Here is a 20,260-nt window from a genome sequence, read left to right as displayed (position 1 = left end):
CCACTCAAAAGCCGCTCAAGCGTTATAATAAGCGGCTCAAATTTTAAAAAAACGGATAAGGCAATGAGTTCGGTCAGAAAAATCTTAATTACCAGTGCGCTTCCCTATGCCAATGGCCCGATTCACCTGGGTCATTTGGTGGAATACATTCAAACCGATATTTGGTCGCGTTTCCAAAAACAACGCGGACACCATTGTATTTATGTCTGTGCGGATGATGCGCATGGCACGCCGATTATGTTACGTGCGCAATCAGAAGGCATTACACCGGAACAACTCATTGCGCGCATTTCTGAGGAACATCAACAGGATTTTGCCGGATTTAATATTGCGTTTGATCAATATCATTCCACCCATTCTGAAGAAAACCGTTTTTATGCCAGTTACATTTACAATCAGCTAAAAGCCAATAACCACATTAGCCGCAAAACCATTAAACAAGCGTTTGATCCAGAAAAACAGATGTTTCTGCCTGATCGTTTTATCAAAGGCACTTGCCCAAAATGTGGCGCATTAGATCAATACGGGGACAATTGTGAAGTCTGTGGTGCGACCTACAGCCCGACCGAACTGAAAGACCCGAAATCAGTGGTATCCGGCGCAACCCCAATTGAAAAAGACAGCGAGCATTTATTCTTTGAACTGGGTCACTTTGAACCTATGCTCAAGGAGTGGACGCAAGGCGGCCATTTGCAAACTCAGATTGCTAACAAGCTCAGTGAATGGTTTGAATCCGGACTGCAAAAATGGGACATCAGTCGCGATGCGCCTTATTTTGGCTTTGAAATACCCGGTGAGGATAATAAATTCTTCTATGTTTGGTTGGATGCACCGATTGGGTATTTGGCGTCGTTTAAAAAATATTGCGACCAACACAGCATTAACTTTGATGACTACTGGGCGAAAGATTCTGACGCGGAGCTGTACCATTTTATCGGCAAGGATATTGTTTATTTCCACGCGCTATTCTTCCCAGCAATGTTAGCCGGTGCCGGTTTTAGAACGCCTTCGGCGATTTTCGCCCATGGTTTCTTGACGGTAGATGGCGCGAAAATGTCCAAGTCGCGTGGCACCTTTATTATGGCCAGCACTTACCTCAAGCACCTTAACCCGGAATATTTGCGTTATTACTTTGCCACCAAACTGAATAGCCGGATTGATGATTTGGATTTAAACCTGGACGATTTTGTTCAACGCGTCAACTCGGATTTGATTGGTAAAGTGGTGAATATCGCCAGCCGTTGCGCCGGTTTTCTTGTTAAGAGATTCGATGGTAGATTGAAAGAAACATACTCAGATATAGCATTTGACCTTTATGGTGATTTTATTGATAAAGGCGATGAAATTGCGGCACTGTACGAAAAACGCGAATACGGTCAAGCTATGCGTGAAATTATGGCGTTAGCCGATAAAGCAAACGAATACATTGCAAACACAGCGCCTTGGGTACTAGCTAAACAGGAAGGAAAAGACGAAGAACTGCATGAGTCTGTATCACTCGGTATCAACATGTTCAGAGCTTTAATGATTTATCTTGCCCCCGTCCTGCCAGAAACTGCAAACAGGGCTTGGAAACTACTAAATCTTGATCCTAAAAAACAAATGTGGAAAAACGCTTCAATTCCCCTTATGGGACAACATGAAAACAGAGTTGAAAAAATTAACGAATTTGAAGCATTATTAACTCGCGTTGAAATGATACAGGTAGAAAAAATGTTAGAAGACTCAAAACAAACCTTACAAGCCGCAGCGCCTGCGGCTGAAAAACCAGCGACAACCGAATCCGTATTCGACCCGATTGCACCGGAAATCACCATTGACGACTTTGCTAAAATTGATTTGCGGATTGCGAAAATTGTCAATGCCGAAGCCGTACCCGAAGCCAATAAACTTCTAAAGCTGACGCTGGATATTGGCTTGGGCGAACGCCAGGTATTTGCCGGCATTAAATCCGCCTACGAACCCGAGGATTTAATCGGCAAGCTGACCGTCATGGTGGCGAACCTTGCACCGCGTAAAATGCGCTTTGGCCTATCAGAAGGCATGGTATTAGCCGCAGGCCCGGGAGGCAAAGACCTGTTCATTCTTAACCCGGATGAAGGCGCACAACCCGGCATGCGCGTTAAATAACTTGAGACCTCCATGACCGAATACGTCATTATTTTAATCAGCACCGTGTTGGTGAATAACTTTGTACTGGTTAAGTTTCTTGGCCTGTGCCCGTTTATGGGGGTGTCAAAAAAAACCGATGCGGCCCTGGGTATGGGCTTGGCGACCACCTTTGTACTGACGCTGTCTTCAGTCATGAGTTATTTGCTTTATACCTACTTGTTGCAACCGTTTGAACTCGAATACCTGCGCACGATTGGCTTTATTCTCTCCATCGCTGTGGTGGTCGGGTTTACCGAAATGGCGATTCACAAGTCTAGCCCGGCACTCTATCAAGTATTAGGTATTTACCTGCCCCTGATTACCACCAACTGTGCAGTTCTCGGCGTTGCGCTGCTTAATATTGGAGAAGGTCACAACTTTATTGAATCGGCCTTTTACGGTTTTGGCGCAGCGGTGGGCTTTACGCTGGTCATGGTGTTATTCGCCTCAATGCGCGAACGAATTGATGCCGGTGATGTACCCGCCCCCTTCAAAGGCGCACCGATTGCTTTGATTACCGCCGGCCTGATGTCATTAGCCTTTATGGGCTTTGGTGGACTAGTGTAATGACGGGTCTGATCGGTATTGTTATTTTCCTCGGGCTATCGGTGGTCTTTGGTCTGTTACTAGGTTATGCCGCTGTGCGTTTTAAAGTTGAAGGTGATCCGGTTGCTGAACTAATCGACAAAAAACTGCCACAGACCCAATGTGGCCAATGTGGCTACCCGGGATGCAAACCCTATGCCGAAGCCTTGGCAAAAGGCGAAGCCGAGGTCAACCTCTGTATTCCGGGCGGTGAACCGACGATGCTCGAAATTGCTGAACTGCTTCAGGTTGAACCCAAAGCCATGGAAGCCGAAGCCACTGAACCCAAACCGCCGATGGTCGCCTTGATTAACGAAGATTTGTGTATCGGCTGCGTATTGTGTATCAAAGCCTGTCCGGTCGATGCCATTATTGGCGCAACCAAAATGATGCACACCGTGATTAAAAAAGAATGCACCGGTTGTGAACTTTGCATTCCGGTCTGTCCGGTCGATTGCATTGACATGGTAACGGAACAACCCAGTCCGCAAAACTGGAAATGGCCTGAACCTAAATCACTGACGGAGTCGGCATGATGAAAAAGATTGGCATCATCAAGCAGCTTGCCAAGATTCTGAGCCCGATTTATCCGATGGCAAAGCGTTGGCTATATCAATTTCATGGCGGTGTGTTCCCAAAATATAACAAAGAACTGTCCCTGCGCCAGCCTTTGCGTCAAGGCTATATGCCCAAACAGCTTATCTTACCCTTACAACAGCACATGGGGCTGCCGGCCTTGCCCACTATTAAAGTCGGGGATAATGTAAAAAAATATCAGCTGATTGCGCAAGCAGCCAAGGGATTAAGTGCGCCAATTCATGCGCCTACCTCCGGCACGATCATAGCGATTGAACCGCGTGTTTTACCCCATGCCTCTGGCTTGGCCGAACCCTGCATTGTGATTGAACCGGACGGCCAAGACTCAGCGCTGCATAATGTTTTAAATGTCAGCGAACCTCCGAAAAATCCAGCCGAATTTAAAACCCTGATCTTAGAAGCGGGTATTGTCGGCATGGGTGGCGCTGGCTTTCCGACCTTTGCGAAACTGCCCGATCAACCAGGCCTGGTTAAATATCTGATCATTAATGGTGCTGAATGCGAACCCTTTATCACCTGTGATGATATGTTAATGCAAACCCATCCAGATGAGATTATTCGTGGTGCGCAACGGGTCGCTGAGATATTTGCCATTCCGAATGTAACCTGTGCGATTGAATCCAATAAACCTCAGGCTATAAAATCTATGCAGCAGGCATGCCAGAACACCCAAATTAAAATTGAAGAAGTAGCGACGGTTTACCCAATGGGCGGCCAAAAACAATTGATTCAAGAGGTGTTAGGCATTGAAGTGCCCAGTGGCCAGCATACTATTGATATAGGTATTGTGATGATGAATATCGCGACCCTACGCGCCATTGCCCACGCAGTCGATCACGGCCAACCGCTAGTTTCACGCTTTGTGACGGTGTCCGGCTTAGGCCTTCAACAACCTTATAATATGGATGCGCTGCTAGGCACACCTTTTGATGAGTTAGTCGAACTGGCAAAACCGAAACAGCCGATAGATTATCCACTCATTATGGGCGGCCCCATGATGGGGGTAAAACTCGCCGATAACCATGTTCCGCTGGTTAAAACCACTAACTGTATTCTAGCGAATCCGCCGGAACCGGTTCAAGCGGCTATGGCCTGTATTCGTTGTGGCGAATGTGCCGAAGCCTGTCCGATCAACCTTCAACCTCAGCAACTTTATTGGCACACTCAGGCCCACGAATATCAACAAGCCGAAAAACTTAATCTGTTTGATTGTATTGAATGTGGTTGCTGTTCGTTTGTTTGCCCCAGCCATATTCCGCTGGTGCAATACTATCGTCATGCTAAATCTGAAGTTCGCGAAATCAAGGCTCAAGCCAAATTAACAGAACAAGCCAAACAACGTCATGAAGCGCGCCTAGCACGAATAGAACGCGACAAACAGGAACGCGAAGCCAAGCTGGCCGCCAAAAAAGCAGCGGTGAAAGCAGACGCCGCCAAAGACGCACAAAGTAAAACGGATGAGAAACCCATCGCGAGTGATGCGCCCAAGCTATCTGCGCGCGAAAAAGCGATTCAAATGGCGAAAGTGCGACAACAAGCCGCGAATAAACCTAAGCCTTCTGAAGCTCAAACGACTTCAAAACACACAGCTCAAGCCAGCCCCGACCAAGCAGTTGAAGACAAACGTAAAGCCGCGATGGAAGCCGCTAAAGCCCGTGCCGCCGCTAAGAAAGCGCAAGTTGAAACACCTGCAGACCAACCGAAAAAACTAGATGAAACACCCGAACGCTCGGTCGAGGACAAGCGTAAAGCAGCGATGGAGGCCGCCAAAGCCCGTGCCGCCGCTAAGAAAGCCCAACAGGAATCAAAAGAGTGAAATCGATTTATACCAGCTCGCCTTTCGCGCATAACAATAGCTCAGTACAAAAGGTTATGCTGCAAGTCCAGCTAGCCGCCTTTCCTGCTTTACTGGCGCATATTTTGTTATTTGGTTATGGCATTATTATTCAATGGTTTTTAGCCGTCGCGACCGCATTACTGGTTGAATATGTGATGCTGAAACTGCGTGACAAGCCGGTTTTACCGAATGTCACCGACTTTAGTGCGCTTATTACCGTCACCGGTTTGGTATTCTGTATTCCACCTGAATCGCCTTGGTGGGTGATTGTTTCTGGCAGTGCCTTTGCCTTGGTTTTTGGCAAACACCTTTATGGCGGACTGGGCTACAATCCGTTTAACCCCGCGATGTTGGGTTATGCGTTTTTATTGATTTCGTTTCCGGCGGAAATGACCCAGTGGACCCTGCCAAAAGAAATTGCCGGTTATAGTTTAAGTTTCTGGGATTCGTTCAACCACATTATGTTTGGCGCTGTAGCCCATGCCCCGATTGATGCCTTTACCGGCGCAACCCCCCTCAGCGCGGTCAAAACCGGACTGCAAGAAGGCGCTACCGCGCAACAAATGTTACAAGCGCCCTACCTCACAACCGGATGGTGGAATCTCACCGCTTGGGGCTGGATCAATCTGGCGTTTTTAGCCGGTGGCGCTTGGCTGATTTATACCCGCACCATACGCTGGCAATATCCAGTGGGTTTCTTAGGTGCTCTGGCGTTAATGGCTTGGATTTTTCATTCAATCAATCCTGACCTTTATGCGCCGGTTAGCTTTCATTTATTATTTGGCGGCACCATGTTGGCGGCGTTTTTTATTATCACCGACCCAGTCAGCTCAAGCACCACACCCTATGGTCGATTAATCTATGCTGCCGGTATTGGTGTGCTGGTCTATGTCATCCGAAATTGGGGCGCATTTCCGGACGGCATTGCCTTTGCCGTGTTACTAATGAATATCGCCGTACCCCTAATCGACCGCTACACACAACCCAGAGTATTGGGGCATAAATAAATGAAAACCGAACTTAATTTACAACAAACCATGTTCCGCGCAGCAGGCCTGCTTAGCCTGTTTGTGGTGGTGAGTGTTGGCTTATTGATTGGCGTTAATGCCTTTACCCAACCAAAAATTACTGAAGCTGAACGGCTTGCTCTGTTACAAACAATAAACCAAGTCATGCCAAGCAAACGCTATAACAATGACTTAATTGAAGACAGCATTATCGTTGAAGCCCCTGATTTATTGGGTTCAGCGCAAACTCGCATTTATCGTGCTCGACTCGATAACCAACCAGCAGGCCTGGTGATTGAAACCATTGCGCCGAATGGCTATAGTGGCAATATTTATTTGCTTGTCGGTGTGCTGGCCAATGGCGAAGTTTCCGGTGTTCGGGTCCTTAGTCACCGCGAAACCCCCGGACTCGGCGACAAAATTGAACTGCGCAAAGACAACTGGATCTTAAGTTTTGATGGCCGACGCTTAACCGAGGATAATTCTCGCCGCTGGGCTGTCAAACGTGATCGTGGTGAATTCGACCAGTTTACCGGTGCGACCATTACCCCGCGTGCGATTGTCGGCGCGGTGCGCAATACGCTGGATTATGTTAATCAACAAGGAGCGCAACTCTATGAGTAACCCTTGGCAACAAAAAATCACCGAATATCAAGACATTGCTCAAAAAGGCTTATGGAATAACAACCAAGCCTTAGTGGCCTTGTTAGGGCTATGCCCGCTGTTGGCGGTGACTAACAACAGTGTCAACGGCTTAGGTCTGGGCCTTGCCACCATGGCGGTGTTGCTCACCTCCAATATTCTGGTTTCATTGATTCGCCATTACGTACCGTCAGAAATTCGCATCCCAGTGTTTATCGCGATTATCGCTTGTGCCGTCACCGTCATTGACATGCTCATGCACGCCTATTTTTATACCCTGCATGGCATTCTTGGCATCTTTATTCCGCTGATTGTCACCAATTGCGCCATTCTAGCCCGTGCCGAAGCCTTTGCCTCAAAAAACCCACTCGACAAATCGATTGTTGATGCCCTGTTTATTGGGTTAGGCTTTACCTTGGTGTTAATTCTGTTAGGCGCTGTGCGTGAAATAATTGGCAACGGTACGCTGTTTGATCAAGCGGATTTGATTTTTGGCGAGATCGCGCAAAACTGGACACTGTACCTACCCGACAGCTATAACCCTGTTTTGCTGGCCATTCTGCCGCCCGGCGCGTTTATTGCCCTCGGCCTAATCATTGCACTTAAAAACCTCATAGACCAAAAAATAAAAAAACCAAGCCTGAGTAGTATTCCGGTAGAAATCAAAGTTGCGAATCACTGAAAATGAACAAACTCAAACGCCAACAGATTTTTGATCGGCTCGCCGAAGCCATTCCCGAACCGGTCACCGAGTTAAACTACACAACACCCTTTGAATTGCTGATTGCCGTAATCTTGTCAGCACAAGCCACCGATAAAGGGGTAAATATCGCCACCGCCAAGCTCTTTCCGGTCGCTAATACGCCCGAAAAAATTTACGCACTCGGTGTAGATGGCTTAAAAAGCTATATCAAAACGATCGGCTTGTTTAATTCCAAAGCCGAAAACATTATCAAAGCCTGCAAAATGTTGGTTGAAATTCACAACAGCCAAGTACCACAAACCCGTGAAGCCCTCGAAGCTCTGCCCGGTGTCGGGCGCAAAACTGCGAATGTGGTGCTCAATACCGCGTTTGGTCAAATTGCAATGGCGGTCGATACCCATATTTTTCGTGTATCAAATCGCACCAAGATTGCACCGGGCAAGGATGTACTCGAAGTGGAAAAGAAGTTGTTAAAATTCACCCCTAAAGAACACTTGATGGATGCGCACCACCTACTCATTCTACACGGACGCTACACCTGCATGGCGCGTAAACCCCGCTGCGGCAGTTGTGTTATTTTTGATTTATGTGAGTTTAAAGATAAAGAGAAGTACGTTGAATAAAACCAAGTCTAACTTGGGTTAGATATATCGTTGGATATAAAAACGAAAATTAGAACTTTCATCATAAGCATATTCAAATCTAAACGAAGTACGGGTATTGAAATTATAGTTCAAATCGAACCTTGCCGTATTTACCCAGTTTTTTTCCTGCACATCATAACCTCTTGACAAGTTCACCAATCCCTTCAAAGAACTCGCTTGAAAACCTAGTTCTACATAAGGAAACAGCGTTAACCAGGATGACTCGTTATCCATAGCCTCACCACGAATACCCCATAATAAAAATCCTGAATCATTAGCTAACCCATCAAATAGACCTGCAGAGAAAAAGGGAGTAACTTTACCTGTCTTACTTCTCTTTATCGCTAGCCGCACCGTCCAAGCCCATTCAGGTTCTAAAATACCTCGGCTTAAAAAATTAGGCATTTTTTTAACTCTAATCAAGTCAACCCTATCAAAAGATAAGCGCTCCTTGTCTTTGTCTAGTAATAAAGTTGTATCCAAAACAACAAGCTCACCACCTTGTAAACTGTTGAGAGATAATGCATCATAAAAAAACGGCGACCATCTAAAAGCCAGTCCACTGGGTAAATGTTCACTTTGGGACTCACTCATACCAAAACCAAACATCATCGGAGGAGAAGATTCAAGCGGAGACGGTAAAGGTTTTATTTTTATAGTTTGATCAGCTTGAACAGGTAATAACATTCGCCGCAACATCGCTTGGCGTTTGAGCTCTTTATAGTGATTGTTTGAAGCATCCATCAAACCCACATCTTTATACTCGAAATAATGTAACAATGCATTTAACAATTTTATTTGTTGTTCAACATGAAAGGCACTTAGATCAGCATTCGGATCTAACATAAGACTTTTAAAAGCCCCTTTCTCTGTATCATCGAATAAATTAAGACGTTCTAATACTTCGCGTTGGTAAGAAGGTATAAATTGAACAGAACGAATATACTCTCCATCTTTTTCTTCGTTGACCTGTTCTATTCGATTAAAAAGTTCAACGGGGGCGTACCATAAACGAGAGCGCTGAGTCAAAAAACTGGATTCTTCAACTAACTCTAATACCTCTGCTAGACGAAAAGCACAGTTTTTATTCAAAAATAAGTAATCAAACTTTTTACCAGAAACCTCCCACAAATGAGCAATTAAAAGATTTCTATCAAACTCGGTCAAATTTAGCTCATAGTCCCACATATCTCGAAATTCTGTTCTAGAATAAACTCTGTCCTGAGAAAAATAATATCCATCAGAAAACCCAGCTTCATACCCCCCCACAATACCTTTATAAATATAACGAAGAATAGGCTCATTATCAGGCACTAAAGCACCGTAATTAAAAGTTAAATCTAAAAACCTAGAAGCCGTATCACTATTGAATTTTAATAATGAATGTCCGAATGTAGAAGCCGGATTACCAAAATAACCACTTACCATAATGGCACTAATCGAAGTAACCTCATCAAACAGCGCCCATCTCTCCAAATGATCACAGTTTTTCTGTCTAAATTCAAAGTTTGGTAAGTTAAGCTGGCTATCTAACCACAAATATCTTGCCGGAAAACGGCATCTTGCAGAAGTGTTATCAGAAGGAATGGAAGTATATAAATTTAGAGTTTGAATTAATTCTTTACGGGGATCAAAACGCCCTTCGGCATCAAGAAAGAAGTTATCGGACAAAACCTCACTTCGACCTAACAACTCATCAAAGTAAAGCAATTTAAGCCAAGTTGGGTGTTGATCTAGATCGGCTGCTAGCGCCTTTTCAACTAAAGGATTCTGAACAACTGAAACACTTTGGCCTGCATACATAAACAAGCTAAGACATAAAAATAAAAGCGTTTTTTTCACAAAAATACCCAATAAAAAAGGCAAGATTATAAGCTTGCCTTTTCATATACAACCTAAAAATTTAGATTGAACAAGAAGTAGCCATACGTTGACTTAACTGGCTATGAAGCACTTCTGACTTTTCAAAGCGTGTTTTTGAAGCATAAGAATCTTGGCTAGCTGAAGCCGCTAAATCAGCGCGAAGACCGGATACAACATCAGCCTGAGCAGAAGCTGAACAGCCAGCAACATTTAACAATGAAATAAGGTGCTGACCTTCACCCATAGCTAAATCTGTTTCCAACTGAGGATAATTTTGATAGATAAAAGCCGCTGTACGCTCTTTGCCACCTGAACAAGTAGCTGGGGATGATATATTTGAACTTATTGCAGTTGTTCCCAAATCCCATGTGACATTTGTAACAATAGCCAATGGTTTTGCAGTAGAGTGGTCATTACTAATACCAAACCCAATCATACCACCTATACCGCACTCACTATAAATCTGACCAAAATCTCGATCCGATGCATTTACTGTGGTAAAAGCCAAAACAGACAAAGCCGATACCGCGAAACCTAGTTTTTTCATTTAATTTCTCCTAAAAATGAATTTTTGGCATATGCCAGAGTAGATTTTATATCTAAAATCTACTAATAAATCAACTTTTTTACAGGCTATTTTGATATGGAAAAGTATGTGTTCTGGTCAAGCTTTTTTGGACACATCTTTTTTACAATTTTCATAGTCAATGGGCGATAAATCACCATTGGAACTATGAAGCCTAATTAAGTTGTAGTAGCGCATATAACTCGCTACATCCTGTTTCATGCTTTCAGCGCTGGCGTGATGCACTTTAAATAGCCAATCATGCTTGAGACTACCAAAAAAACGTTCTACGACCGCATTATCCCAACAGGCACCCACATCACCCATCGACGCACGCATTTTCTGTTTAGCTAACAATCTCGCAAAACGCTTGCTGGTGTATTGTGAACCTCGGTCGCTGTGAAAAATCACGCCTTTAGGGTGTCCACGTAGCCAATAGGCTTGCTGTAACGATTTCATGACCAACTCCACCGTCATGCGCTCACTGAGCGCCCAGCCAATAATACGGCGTGAGTAAAGATCCATCACAATACTCAAGTACAACCAACCTTGAGGGGTCTTTAAGTAGGTGATGTCACCCGCCCAAACTTGATTAATCCTAGTGGGATTAAAGTCCATCTTAATCAGGTTTTCTGCCACACGATGTGTAAGGTTTCGTTTTGTTGTAACCTTGTAGGCCCGTCGCTGCGTCACAACCAAGCCTGGTGTTTTCATTAGTCGACGCGTTTTTTCACGACTGAATTGGAAAACCGTTTTTTTGTAGGGCTTTAGCGAGCTCACGTGAGCCAAGACTTTGCCGACTGTCTTTAAATAACCGCTTGGCCATGCCTTGTAGCTCGAGTTCTTCGGGCGTAATACCTTTCTTAGGCTGTTTTTTCCAAGCATAGTAACCTGAACGGCTTAGCTTGAGCATCTTGCTGACAGACTTAACTGCTAAGCCCTCCTGAACCAGTTTTTCCATGAGTTTAAAACCTACAGGATGTCTTGTGCCAGAAGGGCCGAAGCTTTTTTTAAGATTTCTTTTTCGACCTTTAAACGCTTGTTTTCAGCACGTAGCTTTTTAAGTTCAGCTCGCTCATCTGGATCGAGCACAATCCCTTTGGCTTGCGATTCTAGCTTGTCTTTCCACTTGTAAAGCAAATTGGTTCTAACCCCTAAGGATTGAGCAGCTTCAGCTACACTATATCCTTGCTCAGTCACTAAAGCGACGGCTTCTTTTTTAAACTCATCGCTGTAGGTTTTATAAGTTCTCTTTTCAGTCATGATCACTCCTAGCTCGACAATATCTATTGTCTCTAATAAAAGTGTCCATTGCTATTAGACCAGATCACAGTTCTTTAAAAATTAAATTGCTTTTTGCTTCACCCTTGGCAGGGTCGGGAAGTTCACACCCGTTTCAATAGTTTGTTGATCCGCCTCCTCGGGTATCGGGTTAATAAACACTTCCGCTGGCGTCAATTTGACCAAGGGGCGACCTTGGCTAAACCGTTGCGGATGTTTTGCAAACGCATCATCTAATGCCTGTTGGCGTATTGTTGCGATTTGCTTGTAATCACCACTAAACACTTGATAGGGCGTGAACCCCGCCAGACTGCTGTGGTGATGTTGATGGTTATACCAACTCACATAGTCTTGGCACCAGCGCATGGCATGGTCATAATCATCCCCTGTATGTCAACATAATGTTGACATACAGGGTAACACTAGGTATAAAAAACCATATATTTATTGACCAATTCACCAAATAATCTATAATCATTATGAATGATGATTGTTTTATTCATATTTATTTTTACTTTTTTAAGGATCTAGCATGATTAAACCCATATTGATAATTTCCGCTTTAATTTTAAGCTCATCACTTCTAAGTGGTTGCTCCACAATGTCAACGGCTGTTGAAAAAAGAAATCTTGATGTACAAAGTAAAATGTCTGATACTGTATTTCTTCAGCCAACCGCTAACTCAGATAAAACAATATTTATTCAAATCCGAAATACAAGTGATCGAGACATCGACACCGTTGAAATGACGCATAAGTATATTCAAAACCTAACAGCTAAGGGGTTTAAGGTAGTTGATGACCCAGATCAAGCCAACTTTATGCTTCAAAAAAATATACTATCCGTTGCGAAAACTAATCGAGAAGAAGCATATTCCGCACTGAACTCTGGATATGGTGGTGCTTTAGCTGGTGCAGGTGTAGGTTTATACACGGGAAGTAGCTATAGGAGCGTCGCTGGTGGAGCACTCGTTGGTGCGGCAATAGGTACGGCTGCAAACGCACTTGTTAAAGATGTATATATAAATACTATTACCGATGTTCAAATACAACAAAGAGCAAGAAAGGGACAAAAAGTAACTACAACAACTGGTGCAACTAGTAGTTCAGGCATGGGTGCAACGACAAGTCAAGTAGTCCACGATGACACGTCAAACTGGATCACCTATAGAACAAGAGTCGTGACTGTAGCTAACAAAGTAAACTTAGACTTTGATGAAGCTCAACCTGAGCTTGAAACAGGCTTGATTAGGTCTGTTTCTGGAATATTCTAATAACACATATAGCACAGTTTAGATCAATTATTTTCAACCTGAGTAAAAACCATTCTCAGGTTAAAAATAATAAAAAAGATTTAGCGATAGCTTATTCTGTTTATTTTTCAGAGCTTGCGATGCTTGTTGGAAGTTTGTGTTGAAAGCTAAACTTGAAGTCGCTTGGAAAGTAAAAAACGCCTCCCACTCTTCTCTTTGTTCATCAGTATGAAACCATGCCGTTTCTGTTTTCAGACCAAATTTAGTTTTCTCGTATTGAAAAATCACTCCTAAATGAGCTTCTGCACTTATTCTAGTTTGACCATGAGCTTGAGCACCCAATACCGCCATCATATAAGAGTAGTAAGTTGAGTTTCCAAATGTTAACCCTGCTCCAGGTTTAATAAATCCGCCAAGCTTATCATCGAACTTTCTATCTAATCCAAGGCTAACTTGCCAAGAAATTGGTTTAAAAAGCGAGGTACGCTGAGCATAGGATTTAATGTCAATAAAATGAAGTGATTCTAACTGCACCGAATCATGTCGAAAACTAAGCTGAGTGTCAAAAAAGTTAATATAGGCACCACTAAGGTATCCAGTGGATACATCTTGAGTGTCATGGTAGCTGGGTTTAATGCCGAGTGTCAGATACTGCTTGTTCTCAATCGTTTGAATACCAAACGCAAATCTTGCTGAGTCATGTCCTAACAAGGGTGTAACGGGTTTATTAATATTCAAATCCAGTGTTTCACTGAACTGACTACGTGCCCTTAGTAGATGGAGAAGCTGCTTAGTATAGGTTGGATGATCTAGTCTATTTTTAGTTCTATTTAACTTTAGGTTAAAAACAGCCAGTTCAAGTGCAGCAACCTGCTCTTCGTTTGTTAAACCGTTTATGCTCTCAAGCTCATAACTCGTCCCTTTGCTGAATTTAACCGCTTCAGGGCTTTTAATGTGTGGAGTATAAGCTTCCATTTTGTTTTGGTTAGACGGACGATAGGTTTCAGCTAAAATCACGCCTTCAGCTTCTATCGCCTTTAGGGTATCAATTGGGATAGCTGTGTAATTAAACCTATCTGTTAACTCTAGGGATGGCCGTGCAACTTGCAAAAGCCAAAGAAGATTATAGGAACAGTTTTCCGATAAAAAAAAGTAATCCGCAAAAAAATGGCGTTGTTCCATAATATGTAACACCAGCCTCTCTACCTCTTCTTGGTCTAGATTTAAGGAATACTCCCATATATCTCTTTGTTCCATATGACCGTATTCTTGAATTTTTTTGGAATAAGGAAGAATTGAATAGCGGCCTTCATAACCCCCGAATAAACCTTTATAGGCATATATTAGGCCATTAGTTTCATTGGTTTGAGCGGCATAGTTGATAGCATAGGCTGTAAGTGGGGTTTTTTGAGCAGTGTCAAGCCTTAAAAAGGTATGGCCAAATGCTGACGCCGGCGAATTTATATGTGCAGATGCCAATATTAGTGTGACAGATTCAGCCTGCAAAAGTGATAATTCTTGATTAAGCTCTGAACAACTAGTCAAAGAAACGACGTTTTTTAATTCACTAATCTTGGAAAAAATCCAATTCGAACGAGAAGGATATCGACAAAATATACTGTTGTTGTTGTCTTTTTTATCATTTAAGAGTGCATCTATAGTTGCGATAAGTTCTTTTTTGGAATCAAATTTACCCTCATCAGATAAAAAGAACTTTGGATCGTCAATTTCACTCTTGCCATTTTTAAAATGAAGAATGTTATGCCATTCTCTACTCTGACTTAAAGTTTCAAGTTGTTGTTCGCTTAAGAAAGAATTTAAAGATATTACAGGGAAGGACAAGCTAGTTTGGGCGAATATTTTTTCTGAAATAGCAGATAAAAATACCAAGCAAGCAACCAGAAAAAGATTTAACTTGCTTGATACTATCATTAACCGACTACAGCGATAATGTTATCAACCAAAGCAGCTGAAGTTAATTCTTCGCTGCTGAAAAGGTTAGAGAAATTAGCTTGCAATTTTGAAGCAAACGCAGCTTTATCTTCAACGTTCATGATAACAGCAAGTGTATCTAAGGCTTCACCTTGTCCTGCAGCAATATCAACAGCCAAAGAATCGATGTTGTTTGCAACAAACTGATTCATCTGCTCATTTGAAACTAGGTTTGCAGGTTTTGCACAACCTAAAGTACCAGAAGTAATACCAAAAGTTTGGTTACCTGAAGTACCGTTAGTAGTCACTGCTAAAACTTGCATCAAAACTGAGCTCTGATCTTCAATGATCATTGAACCTAATCCACAACCAGTATTTGGGTTTGCAATAGCCACCGATGATAGTGATGCTAAAGCTACGGCTAGTCCTAGTTTTTTCATAAACTTCTCCAGTAAAATAATTAAAACGGCAAATGCCACAGAGGATTATAACTTTCTATGATTATGACGCAAAAAAAAAACAATAAGGCACATAAAATCACCCCATCAATTTTTTCCATATATTACTCACAATTTGTCGAGATATTTGTAGGGCTTTATCATCCACCAGTGCTTTTTCATTTTGCAATGCAAGTTTATGATAAAGCCCTCGGTAGGTTCGGTAATGATCTTGAAGCGCCTCGATGGCTTGATTTTCTATGAGTCCTGTATCTTTTAATTCATCGAGAATACGCATGTTATCCGGCCATCGGACCAGGCCTGGTTGTTGGTTTGCATGGGCCAAGACCAAATACTGCACCATAAATTCTATATCAACAATGCCACCACGGCCATGTTTTATATCGAACTCAAACTCTGTAGATTTATCTAAAGCCGCGCGCATTTTGTCACGCATTTCAACCACCTCCGTTTTTACTTTTTCCGGTTGTCGTGGCTGGGATAAAAAGTGGGCTCTAAAAGTTTCAAAGTTTTGGCGAACACCACTCTCTCCGACCACGGCCCGCGCACGGATTAAAGCCTGATGCTCCCAATTCCAAGCTTTATCTTGTTGATAGTGTTCAAAATGTTTTAAGGTTGTCACCATCAGTCCACTATCACCATTAGGACGTAGGCGCGTATCCACCTCATAAAGTTGACCCGCTGGCATCATACTAGTCAGGACTGAGATAATTTTCTGACCCATTCGCATAAAAAATGTACCATTTTCCAGCACGCGCTGGCGCTCGTTTTGAGGTTGTGTTTTCTCACCTGATTCAACCAAATCATAAAGAAATACGATATCCAAGTCAGAGCCATAACCCAACTCAATGCCGCCCAGCTTACCGTATCCTAAAATTAAAAAAGGAGACTGAGGCCGCCCACCGGGAAGACCATGTTTCGAGGTTAATTGTTGCCAAACATAATCATGGGCAACATTGAGAACGGCTTCAGCAATCCAGGTTAAATAGTCACTGACATGCATAACCGGTACTTGACCGGTTATGTCTGCTGCCGCGACTTTAAATACTTGTGCGTGCCGCCAATGACGCAACTGCAACATAAACTGCTCTTCATCATCTTGATAGGTTGATAATAAAGTACGAGCCTCGACTAATAATTCGTCAAGCTTTAAAGGGCGATATAAACTTCTTAAATCAAGGAGCTGATCCATCAAAGCCGGATATTTAACCAGTAGATCGGTTAACCATGCACTCGCTGCGCAAAGTTTTATCAAATGCATTAGGGCTACCGGATTTTCTTTTAGAAGCACCAAATAGACACTGCGACGGACCACGTTTTCTATCACGCTCAATGTTCTTTGCAACGCTATTTCTTGATCTGCTTCTAAGCTTGCTAATTGTTTCAGCAGTAATGGCATGACCTGTTCAAGCCTAGTGGTGGCTTCGGCACTCATATGTCCAACCGCACGCGATTTTTTAAACTGGCGTAATTGGTTAAGAATATCACCCGGTTTATGAAATCCAAACTGGGTAAGCACAATTAGCGCATCATCCTCAAGCGGCCCTTTCCAAGCCTGCGATAAGGCATCGGTTAAATCACATACATCAGCCTCCTCGGCAAACACATCATCAAAATGATGCTGAACCGTTTCGCGAAACTGCTCAAGCCGTGCAATAAAGCTTGGATAATCCTTAAATCCCATCGCCTCTGCTAAAGCCTGTTGCTGTCGAACATCATCAGGTAGAGAATGGGCTTGTTGATCACCCCATTCCTGAATGCGATTTTCGGCACGCCGTAAAAACACATAGGCCTCCCGTAAATTATCCGCATCTTGTTGGGCAATGTAGTCTTGATCCGCTAAATAACTCAGCGTGGGTAACAGGGTTTGAGCCTGCAGAGGTTTATCGCGCCCGCCATGAACCAACTGAAACGCTTGGACGATAAACTCAATTTCTCGGATGCCACCTCGCCCTAGCTTAAGATTATCCTCCATTCCCTTTTTTCGAACCTCAGCGGCGATCATACGTTTCAAATCACGCAAAGAATCCATTGCAGTGTAATCCACATAGCGCCGATAAACAAAAGGCCGCAGAATATCAAACAGTGTTTTGGCTTTATTTTTATCACCCGCGATGGCACGCGCCTTGACCAGTGCGTAGCGCTCCCATGCTCTGCCATGAACTTCATAATAATGTTCAGCCCCTGTAAAGCTGATAGCTAAAGGGCCGACTTCACCAAAGGGTCGCAATCGCATATCCACACGATAGACCATGCCCTCTGATGTTAACTCCGTTAAGGACTTGTTTAATGCAAGGCCCAGCTTTGAAAAAAACTCATCATTAGAAATAGATTTTTTTCCGTCGGTATAGCCCTTTTCTTCATACAGGTAAATTAGATCTATATCACTTGAAAAATTAAGCTCTCGCCCCCCTAGTTTACCCATACCTAGGATAATCAACTGCTGAGGTTCGCCCGTCTCCTCGCCAATTGGTTGACCAAAACGCTGGGTAAAACGCAGCATCCACCAATCCAATGTAGCCGAGACCAGCCCTTCTGCTAGGTCTGACACGTCACGCATGGTTTCATTCAAATCGGCTAGCCCCGCTAAATCCCTAACGGCAATTCGAACCATTTGCTCCCTGCGTAGTCGGCGTAATTCTCTCTTTAAAGCCGTTTCATCCTCACAAGCTTCCAATGTTCGTTGGCATAGATCAATCAAAACGTTTTCTTGATAGTAGGTTTGATAATCCTTATCGAGCAACTCAGGAAAACGCTGACATTCACGCTCAACAAACACACTCCATTTATAAAAGTCTTGCGGAGAAACTACTGACATACCAAGCCTCTTAATTTGGTCAACTTAAAATATTAATCTTACCTTTTTTTAATCATACCCAACGTAAAAATTTTAAATATTCCAAAATACACCATGTTGCACCAATATGACTCATTAAAGCCATCTTTTACATAAAAACACAACAAGTAGCTCAACAAAATAATCATAAGTATCTATTTTTAAAATATTTTATACATTTAGGCACATTTAATTCTTATAGCTTAACGAACTTTTTAGTCATCGAGCCCTGCTTAGGAAAGTAAAACACTCAATAGTGACTTAAACAGGCTCTCAAACCAAAGGTATAAAAGCATGAAACTTATAGTTGCCGTAATCAAACCTTTTAAGCTTGATGATGTACGCGAAGCCCTACACGACATTGACGTGCATGGCATGACCGTAACAGAAGCAAAAGGCTTCGGACGCCAGAAAGGCCATACCGAAATTTACCGTGGCGCAGAATACGCCATAGAATTTTTACCCAAAGTCCGCCTTGAAATCGCGGTTGCGGATGACAAGGTCGATAGCGCCATTGACGCGATTGGCAATGCAGCGCGCACCGGAAAAATTGGCGATGGCAAAGTGTTTGTCATGCCACTTGAACAAGCCGTGCGAATTCGTACCGAAGAAACCGGCGATGTCGCCCTTTAACTTACTAGAAAGGATTTAAATCATGGAACAAGTACTCGAACTCAGTTATGCGCTCGACACCTTTTACTTCCTGATGGCCGGTGCGCTGGTTATGTGGATGGCAGCCGGCTTTACCATGCTCGAAGCAGGCCTGGTACGCAGCAAAAACACAACCGAAATTCTAGCTAAGAATATCGGTCTTTTCTCAATCGCCAGCTTAACCTATATGTTGGTCGGTTATAACATCATGTACGGTGAAGGCTTAAACAGCATCATCCCAAGCCTCGGCTTCTTTGTTGGTGCGGATAACGCAACGGCTGACGTGCTTGCAGGTGGTGACGATGCGCCTTACTACTCAGACATGGCAGACTTCTTCTTCCAGCTCGTGTTCGTTGCAACAGCGATGTCTATCGTATCCGGTGCCGTCGCTGAGCGTATGAAGCTAATGTCTTTCTTTGCTTTCGCTGTGGTGCTAACCGCTGTAATCTACCCAGTTCAAGGTTACTGGACTTGGGGTGGCGGTTTCCTAGACGAAATCGGTTTCTCTGACTTTGCAGGTTCAGGCATCGTTCACATGGCGGGTGCGGCGGCTGCTTTAGCAGGTGTATTGGTACTCGGCGCTCGTAAAGGCAAGTATGGTAAAGACGGTGAAGTGCGCGCTATCCCAGGTGCTAACATGCCACTCGCTGCACTCGGTACCTTCATCCTGTGGTTAGGTTGGTTCGGCTTTAACGGTGGCTCACAGCTACAAATCTCTACCGTTGAAGATGCCAATGCCGTTGCGATGATCTTTGCTAACACTAACCTTGCTGCTGCCGGTGGTGTGATCGGTGCGATGATTATCTCACGCATCCTGTTCGGCAAAGTAGATTTGACCATGATCCTAAACGGTGCACTAGCAGGCCTGGTTGCGATTACTGCAGACCCACTATCGCCTTCACCACTGTCTGCCGCAATCATTGGTATGATCGGGGGTATGATTGTAGTATTCGCTATCCTTGCAATGGATAAGAAGTTCAAAATTGACGATCCAGTAGGTGCGATCTCTGTTCATGGTGTAGTCGGTATCTGGGGCTTAATCGCAGTCACCTTCAACAACCCTGATGCAACCATTGTGGCTCAGTTAATCGGTATCGTATCAATCTTTGCTTGGGTATTCATTGCAAGCTTAATCGTATGGTTCGCGATCAAAGCCATCATCGGAGTGCGTGTAAGCGAAGAAGATGAGTACAACGGTTTAGATCAATCAGAATGTGGCATGGAAGCCTACCCAGAGTTTAGCAATAAAAAATAAC

Annotated in this window: 17 protein-coding genes and 1 pseudogene; 11 read left to right on the top strand and 7 right to left on the bottom strand. The window is 43.6% G+C overall.

The features are described 5' to 3' along the window. Positions 1-63: 63 nt before the first annotated feature. Genes metG through nth form a run of 8 tightly spaced genes read left to right on the top strand, consistent with a single transcriptional unit; the run spans position 64 to position 8,145 of the window. Positions 64-2,130, top strand: coding sequence for a methionine--tRNA ligase (gene metG / locus JX580_RS03745; RefSeq protein ID WP_248851460.1), 2,067 nt, complete (start codon positions 64-66; stop codon positions 2,128-2,130). Between the two features lie 12 nt (positions 2,131-2,142). Then, entirely contained in the window at positions 2,143-2,718 is a 576-nt protein-coding gene (gene rsxA / locus JX580_RS03740; protein ID WP_248851459.1) for an electron transport complex subunit RsxA, read from the top strand. Next, positions 2,718-3,272 (top strand): electron transport complex subunit RsxB, encoded by a 555-nt coding sequence (gene rsxB / locus JX580_RS03735; protein WP_248851458.1) that lies wholly within the window; start codon positions 2,718-2,720, stop codon positions 3,270-3,272. The genes rsxA and rsxB overlap by 1 nt, the downstream gene beginning before the upstream one ends. After that, a complete protein-coding gene (gene rsxC, locus JX580_RS03730) occupies positions 3,269-5,149 on the top strand; it encodes an electron transport complex subunit RsxC (protein ID WP_248851457.1) in 1,881 nt (626 codons plus the stop codon). Before rsxB ends, rsxC begins: the two co-directional genes overlap by 4 nt. After that, a complete protein-coding gene (locus tag JX580_RS03725) occupies positions 5,146-6,177 on the top strand; it encodes an RnfABCDGE type electron transport complex subunit D (protein WP_248851456.1) in 1,032 nt (343 codons plus the stop codon). Before rsxC ends, JX580_RS03725 begins: the two co-directional genes overlap by 4 nt. Continuing rightward, a complete protein-coding gene (rsxG, locus tag JX580_RS03720) occupies positions 6,178-6,801 on the top strand; it encodes an electron transport complex subunit RsxG (protein WP_248851455.1) in 624 nt (207 codons plus the stop codon). Beyond that, on the top strand, positions 6,794-7,501 hold the full coding sequence (locus JX580_RS03715; RefSeq protein ID WP_283103600.1) for an electron transport complex subunit E: 708 nt from the start codon (positions 6,794-6,796) through the stop codon (positions 7,499-7,501). Before rsxG ends, JX580_RS03715 begins: the two co-directional genes overlap by 8 nt. 2 nt (positions 7,502-7,503) lie before the next feature. Next, the gene (nth, locus tag JX580_RS03710; RefSeq protein WP_248851454.1) at positions 7,504-8,145 is read left to right on the top strand and encodes an endonuclease III; all 642 of its coding nucleotides are present in this window, start codon (positions 7,504-7,506) and stop codon (positions 8,143-8,145) included. An 18-nt stretch (positions 8,146-8,163) separates the two neighbouring features. Here nth and JX580_RS03705 read toward each other — a convergent pair whose 3' ends face one another. The 4 genes and pseudogenes from JX580_RS03705 to JX580_RS03690 form a co-directional block, all read right to left on the bottom strand. Continuing rightward, a complete protein-coding gene (locus JX580_RS03705) occupies positions 8,164-10,008 on the bottom strand; it encodes an Lnb N-terminal periplasmic domain-containing protein (RefSeq protein ID WP_248851453.1) in 1,845 nt (614 codons plus the stop codon). A gap of 61 nt (positions 10,009-10,069) precedes the next feature. Further along, a complete protein-coding gene (locus JX580_RS03700) occupies positions 10,070-10,576 on the bottom strand; it encodes a DUF3015 family protein (protein WP_248851452.1) in 507 nt (168 codons plus the stop codon). Positions 10,577-10,693: 117 nt separating this feature from the next. Next, positions 10,694-11,857 (bottom strand): annotated as a pseudogene (locus JX580_RS03695) (IS3 family transposase). Between the two features lie 81 nt (positions 11,858-11,938). Next, positions 11,939-12,241, bottom strand: coding sequence for a hypothetical protein (locus JX580_RS03690; RefSeq protein ID WP_248851451.1), 303 nt, complete (start codon positions 12,239-12,241; stop codon positions 11,939-11,941). Positions 12,242-12,407: 166 nt separating this feature from the next. Here JX580_RS03690 and JX580_RS03685 point away from each other — a divergent pair, with 166 nt between their 5' ends. After that, positions 12,408-13,148 carry a complement resistance protein TraT gene (locus JX580_RS03685; protein WP_248851450.1) on the top strand — a complete coding sequence of 247 codons (741 nt, stop codon included), beginning with the start codon at positions 12,408-12,410 and terminating at the stop codon, positions 13,146-13,148. Between the two features lie 60 nt (positions 13,149-13,208). Here JX580_RS03685 and JX580_RS03680 read toward each other — a convergent pair whose 3' ends face one another. The 3 genes from JX580_RS03680 to glnE all read right to left on the bottom strand — a co-directional run bounded on the left by JX580_RS03680 (position 13,209) and on the right by glnE (position 18,335). Continuing rightward, entirely contained in the window at positions 13,209-15,059 is a 1,851-nt protein-coding gene (locus tag JX580_RS03680; protein WP_248851449.1) for an Lnb N-terminal periplasmic domain-containing protein, read from the bottom strand. Then, the gene (locus JX580_RS03675; protein WP_248851448.1) at positions 15,059-15,499 is read right to left on the bottom strand and encodes a DUF3015 family protein; all 441 of its coding nucleotides are present in this window, start codon (positions 15,497-15,499) and stop codon (positions 15,059-15,061) included. Before JX580_RS03675 ends, JX580_RS03680 begins: the two co-directional genes overlap by 1 nt. Before the next feature lie 97 nt (positions 15,500-15,596). Next, a complete protein-coding gene (glnE, locus tag JX580_RS03670) occupies positions 15,597-18,335 on the bottom strand; it encodes a bifunctional [glutamate--ammonia ligase]-adenylyl-L-tyrosine phosphorylase/[glutamate--ammonia-ligase] adenylyltransferase (protein ID WP_248851447.1) in 2,739 nt (912 codons plus the stop codon). A 312-nt stretch (positions 18,336-18,647) separates the two neighbouring features. On the opposite strand from glnE, the gene JX580_RS03665 reads away from it, so the two are divergent. Then, the gene (locus tag JX580_RS03665) at positions 18,648-18,986 is read left to right on the top strand and encodes a P-II family nitrogen regulator (protein WP_248851446.1); all 339 of its coding nucleotides are present in this window, start codon (positions 18,648-18,650) and stop codon (positions 18,984-18,986) included. Between the two features lie 22 nt (positions 18,987-19,008). Then, positions 19,009-20,259, top strand: a complete 1,251-nt coding sequence (locus tag JX580_RS03660; RefSeq protein WP_248851445.1) for an ammonium transporter — start codon at positions 19,009-19,011, stop codon at positions 20,257-20,259. Position 20,260 lies beyond the last annotated feature (1 nt).

Origin of the sequence: Thiomicrospira microaerophila, assembly GCF_023278225.1 — a bacterium.
GTDB lineage: Bacteria > Pseudomonadota > Gammaproteobacteria > Thiomicrospirales > Thiomicrospiraceae > Thiomicrospira > Thiomicrospira microaerophila_A.
Note: the sequence above shows the minus strand (reverse complement) of the source record. Positions and strands in the feature narration are given on the sequence as shown.